General features: G+C 63.0%; 13 protein-coding genes. 2 read left to right on the top strand and 11 right to left on the bottom strand.

What is annotated here, in order from left to right; translation table 11 throughout:
- Positions 1-780 precede the first annotated feature (780 nt).
- The gene (locus CH289_RS18035; RefSeq protein ID WP_143545112.1) at positions 781-1368 is read right to left on the bottom strand and encodes a serine/threonine protein kinase; all 588 of its coding nucleotides are present in this window, start codon (positions 1366-1368) and stop codon (positions 781-783) included.
- Positions 1369-1549: 181 nt separating this feature from the next.
- On the opposite strand from CH289_RS18035, the gene CH289_RS18030 reads away from it, so the two are divergent.
- Positions 1550-3244: a hypothetical protein gene (locus CH289_RS18030; protein ID WP_143545111.1), complete on the top strand. Its 1695-nt coding sequence runs from the start codon at positions 1550-1552 to the stop codon at positions 3242-3244.
- A 52-nt stretch (positions 3245-3296) separates the two neighbouring features.
- Here CH289_RS18030 and CH289_RS18025 read toward each other — a convergent pair whose 3' ends face one another.
- The 5 genes from CH289_RS18025 to CH289_RS18005 form a co-directional block, all read right to left on the bottom strand.
- On the bottom strand, positions 3297-3812 hold the full coding sequence (locus CH289_RS18025) for a hypothetical protein (protein WP_094728304.1): 516 nt from the start codon (positions 3810-3812) through the stop codon (positions 3297-3299).
- Between the two features lie 132 nt (positions 3813-3944).
- Complete coding sequence (locus CH289_RS18020) at positions 3945-5129, bottom strand: serine hydrolase domain-containing protein (RefSeq protein WP_143545110.1); 1185 nt, start codon at positions 5127-5129, stop codon at positions 3945-3947.
- 69 nt (positions 5130-5198) lie between these two features.
- Positions 5199-6233, bottom strand: coding sequence for a YVTN family beta-propeller repeat protein (locus CH289_RS18015; protein WP_052061891.1), 1035 nt, complete (start codon positions 6231-6233; stop codon positions 5199-5201).
- 224 nt (positions 6234-6457) lie between these two features.
- Positions 6458-7681, bottom strand: a complete 1224-nt coding sequence (locus CH289_RS18010) for an acyltransferase family protein (RefSeq protein ID WP_052061903.1) — start codon at positions 7679-7681, stop codon at positions 6458-6460.
- 31 nt (positions 7682-7712) lie between these two features.
- The gene (locus CH289_RS18005; RefSeq protein ID WP_080738255.1) at positions 7713-8618 is read right to left on the bottom strand and encodes an SGNH/GDSL hydrolase family protein; all 906 of its coding nucleotides are present in this window, start codon (positions 8616-8618) and stop codon (positions 7713-7715) included.
- 196 nt (positions 8619-8814) lie between these two features.
- On the opposite strand from CH289_RS18005, the gene CH289_RS28040 reads away from it, so the two are divergent.
- Positions 8815-9192 (top strand): hypothetical protein, encoded by a 378-nt coding sequence (locus tag CH289_RS28040; RefSeq protein ID WP_143545109.1) that lies wholly within the window; start codon positions 8815-8817, stop codon positions 9190-9192.
- A 74-nt stretch (positions 9193-9266) separates the two neighbouring features.
- On the opposite strand, the gene CH289_RS18000 is transcribed toward CH289_RS28040, so the two are convergent.
- From CH289_RS18000 to CH289_RS17980, 5 genes are all read right to left on the bottom strand, one after another.
- Positions 9267-10028, bottom strand: coding sequence for an RDD family protein (locus CH289_RS18000; protein WP_094728303.1), 762 nt, complete (start codon positions 10026-10028; stop codon positions 9267-9269).
- Positions 10029-10125: 97 nt separating this feature from the next.
- The gene (locus tag CH289_RS29045; RefSeq protein WP_094728354.1) at positions 10126-10269 is read right to left on the bottom strand and encodes a DUF2510 domain-containing protein; all 144 of its coding nucleotides are present in this window, start codon (positions 10267-10269) and stop codon (positions 10126-10128) included.
- A 115-nt stretch (positions 10270-10384) separates the two neighbouring features.
- Positions 10385-11227, bottom strand: coding sequence for a DUF4190 domain-containing protein (locus CH289_RS28785; RefSeq protein ID WP_256977316.1), 843 nt, complete (start codon positions 11225-11227; stop codon positions 10385-10387).
- A 122-nt stretch (positions 11228-11349) separates the two neighbouring features.
- Positions 11350-14046, bottom strand: coding sequence for a variant leucine-rich repeat-containing protein (locus CH289_RS17985; protein ID WP_094728302.1), 2697 nt, complete (start codon positions 14044-14046; stop codon positions 11350-11352).
- A 97-nt stretch (positions 14047-14143) separates the two neighbouring features.
- Positions 14144-16379: PQQ-like beta-propeller repeat protein (locus tag CH289_RS17980; RefSeq protein ID WP_256977315.1), on the bottom strand; the 2236-nt coding region annotated here is incomplete at its 5' end.

Genomic DNA, 16379 nt, shown 5'->3' with positions numbered 1-16379 from the left:
TACACGTCACGAGACCCCCCACCGGCGTGCAGCTCATCGGGTACGACCGGCCGGTGACCGAACTCGTAGCGGTCACGGTTCGTGCGGCACCGGCTTGCCCAGCGCCCGCATAGGCCACGCGCACCGCCTCGGCGAACGGACACGAGGTGATCGTCGTCCCAGCCGCAGACGAGACGTACTCACCCGTCGGACCGAACTCCGCTGGACATGTTCGAGCACCGGGAGGTATTGAGACGACAGGAGGTGCGGCGCGAGGCGTAGTCGTCGACGCGGAACTCGCTTGCGCGGAGGGCGAACGCACCGTCGTGGACACGGTCGATTGTTGAGCAGTCTCGTCCACCGCGCGCTGCTGAAAGAGGTACCATCCGCCCGCGCCCAGCGCACCCAGGACAAGCACCACCACCGCGATGACCGCCACGATCATCCCTGTATTTCGACCACCACCGGGCGCCGGAGGACGCGGGATATGCGATGGCGACGGAAAAGGAGGGTGAGATGACATGGAGGGGTGATGACTCAACCGTGGGTTCGGCAGCGGCGGCGGGGGGATGGGCCGGCCGGGCGGCGGAGTAATGTTGTGCGGTCCAATCGGGCCGTTGAACGGGGACGGCCCCGGGCCATGACCGTACTGGTCGAACGCGTTCATCGAACTCCCCACTCTCACCGGATGCGCTTTTCGACGAGAGCACAGCAGGAAGGTTGCCACGGCCCGCGCTGTGACACTATCGGTCGAACGACCGACACTGCTCGGAGCGTAGATCTTTCGGCCTGAGACGCGATCTAACAGCCGACGATGAACGACGGGTCCGTCGTTTGATCCAGCCACTTGCCGTACGACCCGGCTGGGCTGCCCGCAACCCCTTCGCAAATGGCCTGCGGTGTTCTGCCTGCCGGGCGATACACCGCATAGATCGCATTCCCGCCATCGGTCTGCTGACGTAGGGATGGGCACGCGGCGTCGGTCCGCAGGTACTGCGAACCAGGATTGGCGGACAGTGCTGCGGAAATCTCTTCTACATACCGTTGCGGATCGACAGCGGAGTGAATTACCACGATGCCGGTTCCATCACATGCCGGCGCTGTCATGGGCACCCAAAGCCCTAGGTCACCACGAACCGGCTGTGGTGGAACGATCGGAGCCGGTGCAGCCAGCGTGGGCGCCGCAGGCGCGGGGTCTGTCGTCTTCGGCGACGGTGCGGAATTGACGCGAGTAGATGGCTTCGGCGATGCCTCGACCGCCGAGGGACTACCACTCGTTCCGTCACCGGTATAACGCAGTACCCCGTAGCCGATCCCGGCAAGTAACACAATCGACAGCGCGACAGCCGCGACGATGAGTCCTGTGTTGCGTTTCCCACCCTGGTTCACGTCGTCGATGATGCCACCCCACACCGTCTGAAATCATCGTGGACGCTCGAACTGCGGCCGATCTGCACCGTGCTCACTACAGGTTAATTCGAATGGCGGACATCGGACCGGTTCGTGAGCAACGATAATCGGTGCACGACCGATCCCGGTCGCCGAGTTCGAGAGACCCGGGAGGTCCGCAGTGCGCAGTGCCCAGCGTCCGATCGCAGTAGCTGTAGCTCTCGTCGTCACGATAGTAACCGCGTCCTGCTCCTCGGATGCAGCTCCCACCTCGAGCCCCGAGGTGACGCCGAGCACTGCTGTCGACGCCGCCGGTTTGAGCACCCGCGTCAATCTCACCGACAGCGCCATCACCATTACCGCGCCCGCGGGAGTTGCGGTCGCAGGCACGTCGGTAGAGGTCGCCGATGCCGACCCGATTCCCGCCAGCGGGGCTCCGAAGTACGTCTCCGGCTTAGCATCCGGCGCCAGCATCACGCTCGGCAACGGTGAGCAGCCGGCGAAACCGATGACACTCGCTTTCGATCTGTCGTCGTCCTCGACGACGTTTACCGACAGCGAATCAGCGATTCCAGTAATCGTCGCCGTACCCGACGGATCATCGGTGAGCGAAGTTCTGCCCTCCACGTGGGACGCCGACCGCAAGGTGCTGACTGCCACTACGACTCATCTGTCCAGCTTCTTTCCCGCCGTCTTCGACGCGAAGGCCATGTCGTCCGCGTTCACGTCCGCGATCAACGGCTTTCTGGGCTTGGACGTTCCACCGCCCGCGTGCACGACGCAGTCCGTTGCAATCGGCACACGAACAATCACTGCCGAGACGTCGTCGAATACCGTCGTTCAGCCGTGCCTCACCGCCTCCGGCTCCAACGTCGACGTCGAACTGGCGTCGCTCTCGTCGCAGGGATGGACTGTGTCGTCCAGTCCGAACCCCGCTTCGTCGGTGGTGAATTTGCCTGCGGATCTCGAATCGATCGCGAACTCCGCCACGTTTTCGACCATCCTTGCACCCGTTGTCGGGGCCGGCACATTCTTGCTCCCGGGCGGCTCGACGTCGTTGACGTTCGATCCTGCGACGTTGCCGGGCACGGTGACCCTGAGGGTCGAGGCTGCGATGAATCTCGTGAACATTCTCATCTACGGTCTGAACATTCTCTATCCCAATGCCGCCCTGTTCCAGCTCGATTCAGTGGCGGAGTGCATGTCCACGTTGGTCGGGCGCAACGGGTCCCTCAGCGGTGCAGCAGACGTGGGCGTGTTCGTAAAGGGATTCACGACGTGCGCGGGAGGTGTCACGGCGGAGAAGACGGCGTCCCTGGCCACTCGGTCGTTGGCGGCCGTTCTCACCGTGCTTCCCGGTGGCGCTGCCCTGCTGGCGAACTCCATCACGGGCGTGATCGGTGAGTTCACCGGGGCCAACACAGCAACGGTCGAGCTTGACGTGACCGGTTCCGTCACCACCCCCACCAGCACCGCATCGCCCGCCGCGACTCCCACTGAAAAGCTCACCGCACGAGACATCGTCGGATTGACGGTCTCCACCAAACTTGCCGAACCCGTAATCACGGGGAAGAAGCTCGGACCGACGCTGTACGGACTGAACGACCGCGGCCAGGCTGATGTGGCGTTCAATTGGGTGCCCGTCATGACCGACCCGGAGGTGGACTACGAGGGTGACGACTGTCAGGTAGAAGTCACGATCACCGGACCCACAGCATTTCCAGTGGTGCAGAGCGCCGAGTGCCACGGATATTTCGCGACAAGCTTCAACGGCAGTGACAACGGGATCGAAGTCACTGCACCGGGTACCTATACGGTCACGGCATTCGACCGGGTCTCCGGCAAGGTCGGCGTCGCGACGTTCGACGTCCAGTAGATGGATCACGAAAGGGCGGGCGCCGATGCGCCCGCCCTTTCGACTACCGGAGCTATCCCGTCGAACCTGTGGTGGAGGAACCACTCGGCAGGCCAACAGTCGCCGAGCCGGTGTCGATGACAGCAGGGACGATTGCCGCCGGACCCACGTGAACCTCTCGGGTGGCGGTCAGCGGCACGCCGTCCGATCCGCTGGCCGTCACTGTGATCAAGTATTTACCGTCGAACGGTACCTTTACTCGCAGTCCGGGGTTCGCCAGGCTGCACCGCTGGCTGTGATCCGTCTGGCCGACCAGACCGAAGTAACCACGCACAGTAATGACCGAATTGCACCCGGAAGAACCGTACAGTTCACGTCCTTGCTTCCAGAGCTTTGCGCCGACCGTAAATTCCGTGGGATCGAAGAAATTACCTTCGTACACATCTGGCGTCAGTTCCTCGTATCCCCATGTGTCGATTTCGATGAAATCGATCGGGACCGCCGTTGCCGTCGGCGCCGATCCGAACACTATCGCCAAACTTGCTGCGGACGCCAAACATCCGTTCCGGATCACGCTGGATTTCGTCACTCGTCACTCCACTCGACACGAATTGGTACAGGAAGGTCCGATAACCCTCCACCTGCATGAATCATGCCTGCTGAGTATTATTTTGCGCTGTAGCTCGTTCGGATGAAAAGTCAGCGTTAGCCCGCGCGGTATCTATCGTCCGTTCTGCATTCGCTGCAGCACACCCATGGCGATCTCGTTCGCGGGCCGCCCACCGGCGGGACCATCGCGCAGGGTACACAGCACGACGATGGTCGTGTCGCTGATCGGATCGTGGCCCATGAAGGATTGAAACCCGGGTATTGCGCCGTCGTGGCCGATCAACGGTCCGTACGCCTGCCACGCGAGACCGTAATCACCGGGACTGGGATCGGCGGGGTCCACAGACACGCTTGCGAGACGGCGCGATTGACTGTCCGGACTCAAAAGTCCATCGCCGCGAACCAGCGTCCGGCCGTAGGTTGCCATATCCGCCGCAGTCGAGATCGCTCCCCCGGCAGCCCAGATCCACGACGGGTTGAGATCCGTCACATCATTGGGTAGGAGCGTTCCGTTTCTCGCACTTTCGACATCGGACGAGGACAGTTTGACCGACGTTCGAGCGGACGAATTGGTACCGAACAGGTAGCCATGCGGCGACGGCTCGGGAATCGCCGCGTCGGCCGATTCGGGGAAACTGGTGTTGTCGAGTCCGAGTGGTTGGAACAGCCGCTGCGTCAGCACCGATCCGATGTCGTCGCCAAGGATCGATTCGACGATGGTGGCGAGCAGAACCGTATTAGTGTTGGTGTAGCGAAATTCCTGGCCCGGCGACGAATACGGGGTCCCCGCAAATCCGATGGCGAGCAACTCCTCCGGCTCCCACACCCGACTCGGATTCGTATCCAAGACCGTGTTGAAGTAACTGTCCTCGGTGTAACTGTAGAGACCGCTTCGCATGTCGAGCAGATCCGCGATGGTGATGAGGTCACCGTTCGGTACGTCCGAGCGGAATCGAGAGACCACGTCGGTGGGCGACAGTGCGCCCGACTCGATCAGTTGCAGCACGACTGTACCCACCATGGTCTTCGTGATCGATCCGACTCTGAAGTGATCGTCGACCGTGACGGGGTCGTCCACGCCGACAGTTCGTGTTCCATAGGCGTTCTGCCACACTGTCTCCGGCGTACGGATGTAGACCACCGCGCCGGGTACTGCCAGTTGACTCATGGTTGCCTGTACGAGCGGGTCCACCTCGACGGCCAGGTCGACGACCGGCGGAACCGTCGACGACGCGGTCGCAGCCGCTGTCTCGGCGCTGGAGACGGCATCGTCGGCACCGACCTGCCCGCAGCTCACCAGGACCACAGATACCGCAAGAAGGGCCAATCCGCGCCGGGTGCGCGATCGTTCGAACGTCCGCACAGGTCAGTATCCGACTGCAGAGAACGTCGCGTCTTCGAAGTTGGTGACGAACAAGGTCGCGCCATCGGGATCGACAGCGATTCCGTGCGGGTTGGTGCCGACCGGAATGCTCGATACGACTGTGTTGGAACGTCCGTCGACCACGGTGACCGTGTTGGACCCGTGGTCGGCGATGTACACGGCGGACGTAGAGGAGTCGACCGCTACCCCGACCGGAGACACACCTGCAGGAATGGTCGACACCACCGATTTCGAGACCGTGTCGATCACCGACAAGGAGTTGTCCGAGTGGTTGGTGACATACGCCCTCTCGGCTCGGGAATCGACTGCGACACCCCAGGGTTCGGCACCGACCGGAATGTTTGCGATCACAGCACGACGTGCAGCGTCGATCACCGACACCGAGCGATCGCCTGCGTTGGTGACGTAGATCGAGCCCGAGTTCGGATCGGAAGCGATGCCATAGGGGTTGGCACCCACTCGTACCGTTGCTGTCACCTGGTTCGACCTGCCGTCGATGACCGAGACCGAGCCTTCGTCGAAGTTGGAGACGAAGACAGTGTTCGTAGCGTCGTCGACCGCGATCGCGTACGGGCCGCTGCCCACTGCGACAACAGCTACGACCGCGTTGGAACGTGCGTCGACGACGGAGACGGATCGACCGTTGGCGTCGCTGACATACACCGAATTGTTCTGCGCGTTGTAGGCGACGCCTGCCGGTTTACTGCCGATCGGCACGCTCGTGCGGGTCACTCCGGTCCCCGAGTCCACAACGGACATGGTCCCGTTGTCGGAATTGGTGATATAAGCGGTGTCGGTCGACGGGTCGAGCGCGACCGCCCACGGGCTCGCTCCGACGGGCGAAGTGAGGTTGCGCGGTGCCGCATCCGAGGCGCCGAAGACGTCGTCGGGGTTCTCCGCGGCAGACTGCGACGGGTTGTCGGCGTCGGCGTCCTGCTCGGTACCGGCGCCGAGGAAGTACCACACCGCGGTCGCGCCGGCTGCCAGCAAAATTACCGCCAGGACGAGTGCCAACACTATTGGCAGGACAGACCGCTTGCGCGGTGGCCGGCCGCCCGGCGCGGGAGGTGGCGGCGCACCCCAGGCACGACCCGGCGCCACGGGCGGTTGCGGCACTGACGGTCCGGGGCGAGGCGGCGCAGGGCGCGGCGGCGCAGGGCGTGGCGGCGCCTGACGGGAACGACGTGCCTGAGGTGGTGGCGGGGGTGGTATCGGCACTGCGCCGCGGTCTTCGTTCCGGCTCACTGGTGCACTCCTGCTGTGTTTTCGACGGCATCGTGCGTCGACGATGGAGCCCGACGACGCGCAAAGCGTTTCATCAACGGTTGGTCCACCGCGATGTAGATCAAGTAGGCAGCGCCGATCGAGACCACCAGGCTCACCGCGGCCCAGAAGAACCAACCGGCGAAGTCGTAGGCATTTCCGCCGATGAACAGACGCGTGAGAACAACCATCACCGGAAACTGAATCATGTAGAACGCGTACGAGATGTCGCCCAGCCACACCATTGGACGCGACGAGTTCAACCCCTTGATACCGGCGAGATCTCTCGCCGCCAAGGTGGCGACCACGGCGGCAACCGGGACGACCAGCAGAGCGGACATCTTGAAATTGATGGGAACAACCCAGGTCGCCGCGAAGGCCACCGCGAGCACGCCCAAGGGCGGTGTCAGCCGGATATTGCGCCAGTAGCCCTCCAGGACCATGCGTGCGGTAAGAACCCCGATGAAGAACTCGGGTAGCCGGGAGAGCGGGAAGGTGTAGCTCAACCAGTAGGACGGGGACACCGGGATGTCGTCCTGGGCGAACCACGCCGGCGAGGCGTGAATTTCGAACATCGGCGAGACGTCTCCGGGGAGGAGCCTGGGGGCGAAGATGTTGCCGATTCCGCGCGGGCCGTCCACGAAGACGAAATACGACACGTGGATAGTTGCTATGACCAGAACCAGGATCCCGAACGCCCAGTACAGCTGGTTGGACTTGATCCTGCTGATCAGCGGCATCGACAGCGGAAAGCACGCGTAGAACAAGATTTCGGCGCACAGGGACCACGACGGAACGTTGAGCCCGCCGACCATCGTCCACTTCGGCACCCAGGTATGCACCAGGAGCAGGTTGGGAACCCACACCACCGCACGTGACAACGGGACCGAAGCTGCCACGATGAACACCAGGGCGGCAACGATGTGCGTCGGGTAGATCTTGAGCGCGCGCCGCCAATAGAACTGCCATGTGGACGATCCCGGGCGGAACGACCAGTAGATGACGAAACCGGACAGGACGAAGAAGAAGGTCACTCCTGCGGCGCCGAGCTGCATGGGGACGAATCGATGAATGGTCTCGAAAGTCGACGACTTCTGGAACGGGTACACCGGCAGGAAAACCAGGGCATGAAGCACGAACACTGCGAACGCTGCCCACCATCGAGCACCGGTCAGCGAAGGCAGATTCCGTCGCTTCGTCACTTCCGGTTCGGAATTCGACACCACCGTCCGCTCAGATCGCGAGTCGGCCGCGCAGCGCGGACGCGAGGACCGCATTGCCGTGCGGAGTCGGGTGAATCGGAGCTCCGACGTACAGCGAGTCCACACCCGTGAATCCACCGATCCACGGGTCGGCGGTGCAGCTGCCGTGGCCAGCTGTCACGGCGAGAGCATCGAAGAACTCGATCCCGAGGATCCGCGCAGCTTCTCGCTGGGCGGAATCGAGCGCCGAAAGATACGTGATGTACCCGGATGCGTTGGGCTGCACTGCAGTACCACCTCCGACCTGTACGCAGGCCGCGCTATGCCCGCCGGTGAACACCTCGGGGTATCCCACCAGTACGACCTTGGCGTTCGGCGCGTAGTACCGCACGTACTCGACGACGGTGCGAACCCGATCCGCGAAGGCCTGTCCGTTCACAGCTCGGTAGTCCGGGAGCCGTCCCTGGTCGGCAGCATCGAGACCGCAACCGCGAACGAGATCGAGCAAGCAATCCACCGAGGGGAACGCCCGTCCCGGCGACGCTCCCCAGGTGTCGTTCCAACCGGCCTGGATGGTGACCGCTCTGGTTGCCGGTCCGAAAGCCCCCTCAGCGGCCGCTTTACGTGCCTGCTGAACCAGGGTGTAGCCGTCACCGGTATCAATGGTGCCGCCGTTGCACGACACGTCGACGAACCGGTCGGTGCCACCGAGAGCCAGCTGGTCAGCAAGCTGGGCGGGCCACGATGTCGGAGGACGAACGCACCCGTCACCGCGATCTCCGAGGATCGGTGCCGTCGCGGTGAACGAATCGCCCATGGTTACCAGCGTCGCACCGCCGTCGGGCGCTGCCGACACGGTCGGCGCGGTCAAGAGCAAGGCAGCCCCTGCGATTGCCAGCGCGCAGGCAAGGATGGACCGAATACGTGCAATTGTCATCGAGGCGGGAAACTTTCTGCTCACCGAACTGAAGTCGATGTCACTTTAGACGCTCACCGAGCAATCCGGGTATCTCGAAGTCCGCTCCCCGGCTTATTCATTCGAACGACGGACAGTCGATCGGCACCCTCGAACGGATGCTAGGTTCACCCCATCTCGACGCGACACGTTTCGATTGTGACAGGAGTACACGTTCATGGCCCCTTCCCTGAGAGGCATATCGGTTGTAGCTGCAGCCGGATTGTCACTACTGCTCACCGGATGCGGAGACGAGGAAGCAGCACCTGCGACTACGACGACGACATCGGTGTCGGCGACGTCCACTGCGAGCACGACGACTGCAGCCGCGACGACGGAGCCACCGGCCGCAGTACCCTCCGTTGACCCAGTTGCGCCCGCGCCGGCCGAAGTGGCTCCCCCGGCCGCTGAATACACCGCCCCGGCCAACGTGCCGCAGGCGCCTGTCCAGCAGGCACCCGTCGAGCAGGAGCAGGTCGAGGTGGAGCCGGAGCCTGCCCAGCAGGCACCGCCGGAACTACCCGATCCTGGCTTCGAACCCAGACCCGGTTACTGACCTCGACGTTATCGACGCACCCGACCGAGCCCCTCGCCGATGCGGCGAGGGGCTCGTTGGCATGAGCGGTCCACTTACCGGGTGGTCACGACAGCTGAGTCAGCCATCTTGTCGTGAACGCCCTGCAGAGTAGGCGAATTGCCGATCGAGATGATCAAAGCAATGGAGAGTGCGATCGTGGCAATGGTTCCGAGAATTCCGATCGTTCCGCCGTAGTACAGCGACGTGATCGCCCCGGCGAGGTCCTGGTCGCTACCGAGGACGATCATCGACGAAATCGCCGACCCGAGATACATAGGAAGCACGAAGGCGTTGCGCTTGAACGACTGCGCGAACGGAAGCGGACCACCGTCGGTCGATCGGACCTTGATTCCAAGAACCAGCTTGCCGACGGTAGTCCCGTACAGACTTTCGGCATACAGGAAGTATGCAATGGAACCCAGCGAGATCACGAGAGTGATCAGTCCGGACGTCATTCTGTACGAGTCGTAGTCGAAGTCGCTCCCCAGCGCCGCCGACGAAATCATTCCGCCGATGAACGAGACGATGCTCAGCAAGAAGAAGTCGAGCAACCGGGCCGCTACCCGTACCCCGGTCGTCGCGAGACGCGTTCCGTCACTGGCGAATCGCGGCTGTGATCCCGCTGAATACTGCTGTTTCTGAGGCGAGGCGCCGTACTGCGCTTGCGGATGCGGTGCCGCAACATAGGGCGCCTGCTGTACCGGCTGCGAGACAGGCTCGGGGTGCACGGCCTCGGCGGGAGGCGGAGGAGGCGGTGGCGGCGGCGGAGGTGCGGATGGCGGCACGCCGTGATTGGGGGGTTGTTCAAGTGTCATGACTCATCCGATGCTCGCACGATAGCTTCCTGGAAGCTTCACACGCCGGCTATCCGTTGGGTATCTGCTACTCGAATGATCTCTGCTGCTCGCGCACTCACCCGGAGGTCGAGTCCGTCCAGGCTTTTCCATCGAACCACCGCAGGCGATTCTGCTGGCCAGGATCGGGGTACCACCCTGGCGGAGTGGCGAACTGGACCGGTGCCGCAGAAACGCGGGACTTTCGATTGGATGCGACCACGGAATACACGACAGCGCCGATGACGATCGCAGGGATCGTGATTACTGCAAGGACTATAAGGATGTGCCACGGGCTCACCACGAGGTCCCCCTTTCGACTGTATTGGCCGCGTATGTCATACGAAGTAGTAGTTTTCGACGGCCACCCCGTAGGCGATGCCGAGTCCGACGTAGACGACTACGGCGAGATATCCGAGTACCAGCCCGGCTGTCGCCATTCCGTATCCGCGCTCGCCTGTTCGCCGAATTTGACTGTGTGCAACATGACCCAGGATGACTGCGATTATTCCGGAACCAAACAGGCCGAATATGAGTGAGAGGGTCGCCACGATACTTGTGGATTGGGCGGCAGTCGCGTACCCGTAAGAGACTGGTGCCGCGTACCCGTACATTGGCTCACCGGTCGCAGAATAACCCAGATGCACCAGCGCAGGTGTAGATCGATACTCGGCTTGCGCAGCGGAGGTCTTGATCAGACTGTCGATGCCCACGGCCACCCAGGCAAACACGGCCGCGGTCAACAAGATTGGGATAAATGCGAAGATGACGCCTGCGCTGTTTGCTCGATACGAAAAGTAGATACTGGCAGCGAAGGCTGCTACCACCGCAAACGGGGTCACGGCCAGTGGAACGAGAGTTCGACGACGCACGAGAATCCAAGCAGCGGTGATGAACCCGATTCCCAAGACTAGCGTGATCGGTGCGATGAACCATGCGACGGACAACAGCGCCAGAACAGTCGCGGCTATACGACGCCCCACGCTTACGTCCTGCATCCAGGCGAACCCGACGAAACCGATAACCCCCATCACCGTCGCAACAAGGAGCTTCGCCTCCTCCTCGACCGGGATTGCTATCCCCACTACGAGTCCGAGCACAATACTGACAACCAGCACTACCACCGAGATGATCGAGGGAGGGTAAGGCTTTCGCCGCGAACTCCGTCCGCTGTCGACCACCTGATAGTTGTAGGCATCGACATACCCCGGCACACCTTCGACCGGCGGCGGTGGCGGTGGAGGTGGTGGTGCAGCCTCGACGGCCGCTGCCTGCGGTGGTGGCGGAGGCGGTCCGGGTGGCATCATGGCCGCCTCGCCAGGGCGTCGTTCACCGCAGAATCGCCGAGCGCACCGAGCCACTCGAGCAGTCCCGGATATGCATTCGGATGCGCGGCCACCGTGGCACGTAAGTCGGGCCGGTGCTCGGCCGCGCGGAACAGGATTGCTGCTGAGCATGTCGGGTCTGACACCGCACGTGTGTCCTCGTCGATCTCCAGCACTTCGGTCGCGACAGTGGCGGTCGGCGTCGGAGTGGTTTCTTGCGTCGCAGCTTCCTCGATCGTTGGAGTGGCATCGACTAGTGGCGTGGAGTCGACCGCTGATGTGGCGTCGGCAGGTGCAGTCGCGACTGGTTCGGCTGGCGCGACGGGCGGCGTCGGCGCGGGTTCCGGCGTGCTGAATGCCTGCGGGGTCGATGCCGGGATGCTCGACTCCTGTTGTGCAGAGGCTTTGTTCCCAAGAGCCCTGCTCGCCAGTGCTGCATCCACGTCTGGATTACCCAGCTTGCCGAGCCACGTGAGCAAGTCGTCGTACGTCTTCGGGTTCGCTGCCACCGCGGCTCGAAGATCCGGCGAGTTACTCGCAATATCGAACAACGCCGCGGCGGGAGTGCCGGGATCTGCAGCGGCCAGTGCGCGAGCCGACGCCTGAGAGGCAGTGGCCCCGGCACCCTGTTCCGGCGACTCGGTATCAGTCCGGCGCGGAACCGCGGCAGGAAGGCCGAACTGACCAAGCGCTCGCCGAGCCAGAGCAGCATCGACAGCGGGGTCCCCCAGCTTTCCGAGCCAATTCACCAGGTCGTCGTAAGTAGAGGGATTCGCTGCCACTGCCGACCGAAGCTCCGGGGATGTGGTGGCGATCTCGAACAGGGTTGCCGCCGGGGTGTTCGGATCGGCAGCCCTGGCCTCACTACTGTCAGCCTGTACCCCCGAATCATTCACCGCGGACTGCGACGACGCGTTGTGGGCCGACTCGGCGGGAAGTCCGAACTGCCCCAGCGCCCGCCGAGCCAACGCCGCGTCGACCGCTGGATCACCAAGCTTTCCCAGCCAGGCGATGAGGTCGTCGTACGCGGAGGGATTGGCCGCCACTGCAGGCCGGAGTTCCGGAGACTTCGTTGCGATCTCGAACAGTGTCGCCGCGGGAGTGCGTGGATCGGCGGCGGCGGTCGGTGCTGCAGACGATAGATCATGCTGAGTCGGTTGGTTGTACGGCTGACGCGGGTCGGGCTGGCCGTACTGACCGATAGGCGCTGGACCCGCGGTGACGGATGCAAAGAGAGGGACTCCGCTGTACAGATCACGAACGGCGGGTGCGACTGCCACGGCAAGGGCAATGAAGATCGTCACCACGGCCGTCGCGAGGTCGAACGTCCACACACTCGGATAGCCGTAATCGTGCATGATCGATTGCGTGACGAGTCGGCCGACCATGAGTACGAGCAGTCCCAGGCAGATTCCGATGATTACTTCGCGTGATGGGCGCGGGTCTTCCGACGTGTATCGAAGCGCGAGAGCCTTCGACCCGACCACCGCAAGGATCCCGATAAGAACCGAGAAGACGGCCAGCGCGATCGCCTCACCGACCGACACGGGACCGAATCCGGTGGCCGCCATGACAAGGTGCGAGATCGCGGTTCCGAAGCTCCAGACAACAATGATTCGGACACCGTTTCGGGCGGCGTCGAGCCAGATGTAGCCAGCGTGAGTTGCATCGGATGTCGACGGTACTGCGTAGGGCAGGAAGGCGATTGCTGCGGCTGCGACAACGAACGTGATGCTGTAATACGGATTGGTCATCAACGGGTGGAACAGTTCGACGCTCGAAAGATCGTCGAAGGACAAGAAAAATCCCGAGATGAGCACTGCGACGCCGAGACCGGCGATTGTCAAGCGCCAGGAGTCGAAGCTCCGATTGATGCCCGCGGCGATGAGACCGAGAACGGCCACAGGGATTGCTGAAGTAGCGAGAATCACTATCAGGTTTCGCAGGGTGTAGGCCCCGTCGAAGTAGTCGTATCGATTGGCCGAGACGAGGATGAAGATCAGGGACAGCACGCCTGACGCCACCGAGAACCCAACGGCGATCATCAGCAACGGTTTGATCCACCCCAGCCACCGCGGTCCACCGCGTGGGTCGATTCGGAGCTCCGCAGCGCGTGGTGCAGCCGCGAGAAGGGCGCCCGCAAGCCCGAACCATGCGGCAGACCCGATGCCGTCACCGCTGATGATCGACGCAGTTTCGCTGAAGCGAAACATTCCTCGTATGGCGTCGTAGAAGACGAACACCACGACCGTGGCGATAAGCGGTGCATTGACCGCCAGACGCAGCACCCGGAGCTGGCTGACCTGCCAGTTCTGCCCCAACATCCCCAGGCGCGCGAAGTATGGCAACCCCAGCGACGCCAGAGAGAGCAGCGTCAAGAGAACGACCAGCGCAATGATGCCGCCCGATCCTCCTCTGGCTATCGAGAACGCGGTCGACCACGGAAGAAAGAACGAGACGAGGAGCAGCCCGGCGGTGACACCGTCCCGGACGTAGTCACCAACCGGGATGTCGGCGAAAGCCGACCGCTCCCGTGGTCGGTCCTGCCGGGGCGCACTGTGCGGTGTGTGCGTCGGTGCACCAGGGTACGCGGGAGGGGGTGGGTAGAACGCTGGAGGCTGTGGCGCACCGTTCGATGTCGGTTGGCCGTACTGATAAGGGTTTTCTCCGGGCACGCGCCGAGCTCCTCAGAGGGTGTGGACAGTGTGCTGAATTATCCGGGGAGAATGTCGACCGGGACAGTCGTTCGAACAACCGACGGCGAATCGACTGTCATCGCCGGTATTTCGTCGTGCCCGACGAATCCCGGTTGTTGCTGACGATCTTGGCGTAGCACTGGTCGATCGCGATCTGCCGTGAGTCACACCAACCGTTCGCTGCGTCGGCGTCGGCGAAGGTCAGTCCTGCGACCGTGATCCACCATCCCCTCAGGTCGAAGGTCCGCCACTCGTCACTCCATAACAGCCGTACCTCGGGATACATCAGCCGCAGCTGCAAGTGCTGTCGCAGGATCTGTTCGGCAGTCCAGCGGACAGGTGCCCCGTTGATGTCCGCGGCGTCCAGTCCAATTCGCTTCGAGGAGATCTGGGCAACCCAGCGGTCGGCCAAATCACCTCGAACGAACGGCAGATCAGCATTGGCCTGCGCTCGCAGCGCGTCGAAACTCGTGGCTTCGACGTCGGCGGTCGTCGGCGCGGCACTGCGCACGGCCTTGATAGGCGAGTTCGTACGGCTCTGGGACGGAGCGCCGGACGTGAGGCTCTCGTCGCTCGTCCCCTCGTCTTCGCACTCGACGAGTTGTGTGCCCGATGCCGTCGCATTCGTCAGACTCGACGACGATCCCAAACTGTTGGGGAGACGCCAGAAGCTGTCGAGTTCGTACAAGAACTCGCGCTCGATCGAGTTCGTCAGATTGCTACGGTCGGTACGCGGTAGATAGACGGGGTCGGTCGAGAAGTCGAACACCGCGGATGCGACGCTCGATCCACTGTCCGTGATGGACACCCTCATCGCGTTCGTCGAGACGATGTCGCCGCCTGGGCAGGATGCCTTCATTTCCATCCGGACGACGAGACCCGCTGCTTCGGTTCGGTATTCGACCGGGGTGAGGGTCGGGGTCTTCCCGCACTTGGTGACGAGCTGGTCTTCACCGTCGCTCGTGTCGGGGGTCGGCACGATTCCGGGTGCGCCCGCGGTTCCCCCGGTCGGCGGGTAGTAGGTGAGCGAGTCGTTGCTGATGTTGGCCAGTCCGTCATTCGCCTTGCCCCACGACCACCTGGTGCCGTCGCCAGCGATCGACCAGCTCGTCGATCCATCCACGAGATCGACGGCGGTGAGGCCACCTTCGACCGCGAGCATGACTCTTTCACCGTCCGACCCTGCGAATTCGAAGTTTTCCTCCACCTGAGTGGACCAGAGTTCCTCACCAGTGTCGATGCGGTATGCGGACAGCGTGCCCAGGTCTCGTCCCAGAACAACGTCGCCGATCACCTTTCGCAGCGAGAAGTACTCGCCCCCTTCGACCGACCACAGCTGGCTTCCGTCTTCGATGTCGTACGCGCCGTTCGAGCCGATGAAGGGACGCGAGTCCGACGGCGGGACGATCCACAGGTCTGCCGGGGTCTCCGTATCGACCCGGAATCTTTCGGCACCGTCGCGGTCGGTGACGATGCTGGTGTACTGGTCCTCCGGTGGCGGCATCTCGCACAACACGCCGGCGAACCCCTGACCCGGCGAGCTGGCGAATCCACCCAGGTTCGGATCGGATAGCAGTCGGCCGTCCTCTGCGCTGAGAACGATTGTCCGAATACTGGTGTAGCGCACGATGCCATCGGCGATGTCGAAATAGTGGGCATCACCCGACCCTGCGCACTCACTGTCCCAGGATTCCGACGTCGTCCACTGGGCGTCCAGATCTCGGGGAGTTCCGCGCGCGACCGTGTACCCACCCTCCGTGCTGTCCACGGTAAATACCGAACCGTCGGACACCTCGACCATCGACGCCGACGGCCTGTCGACGGTGGACGTGATTTCGCCAGTATCGAGATCGAAGAAAGTGATCTCGGCGAGGTTAGTGTCGCGTTTGCGGACCACACACGGCAGGGTTGCTTCGATTACATCGGTGGCGCAGGTGATCGTTCCCTCGACGGGCGTATGCCACTTCAGCGCACCTGTTGCCGCATCGACTGCGACGACTTCGCTCTGCTGCCCTGGCCCGGTGCCGACGGTGGTCACCAAGGTCGATCCCACTTCGGTGAATTTCGCCGTGCCGTACGTAGCGGCCAGCGAGTCCGGCCACATGAACATGCCGCCTGGCAGGACGTCGTCGACATCGAGTGTCCACCCCTGTTGCGGCTGAGTCGGATACGTGTTGGCGAGTTGGCCGGCCACAGGGCCGTCGGGATCGGACGATCGAAGCAGGCTCACGGCGGTGATTCCGCCTGCCACCAACACACCCACCACTGCCACTGCTACCCCGGCAACCACCCAACCGCGCTTGCGTGTCGAC

It is taken from the genome of Rhodococcus sp. RS1C4 (genome assembly GCF_002258225.1).
In the GTDB taxonomy this organism is placed as follows: Bacteria; Actinomycetota; Actinomycetes; order Mycobacteriales; family Mycobacteriaceae; genus Rhodococcoides; species Rhodococcoides fascians_E.
Note: the sequence above shows the minus strand (reverse complement) of the source record. Positions and strands in the feature narration are given on the sequence as shown.

Excerpts from the sequence above, each read along its gene's own strand:
- CH289_RS18005 (WP_080738255.1), bottom strand. The coding sequence starts at position 8,618 with ATGACAATTGCACGTATTCGGTCCATCCTTGCCTGCGCGCTGGCAATC.
- CH289_RS18000 (WP_094728303.1), bottom strand. The coding sequence starts at position 10,028 with ATGACACTTGAACAACCCCCCAATCACGGCGTGCCGCCATCCGCACCT.
- CH289_RS28040 (WP_143545109.1), top strand. The coding sequence starts at position 8,815 with ATGGCCCCTTCCCTGAGAGGCATATCGGTTGTAGCTGCAGCCGGATTG.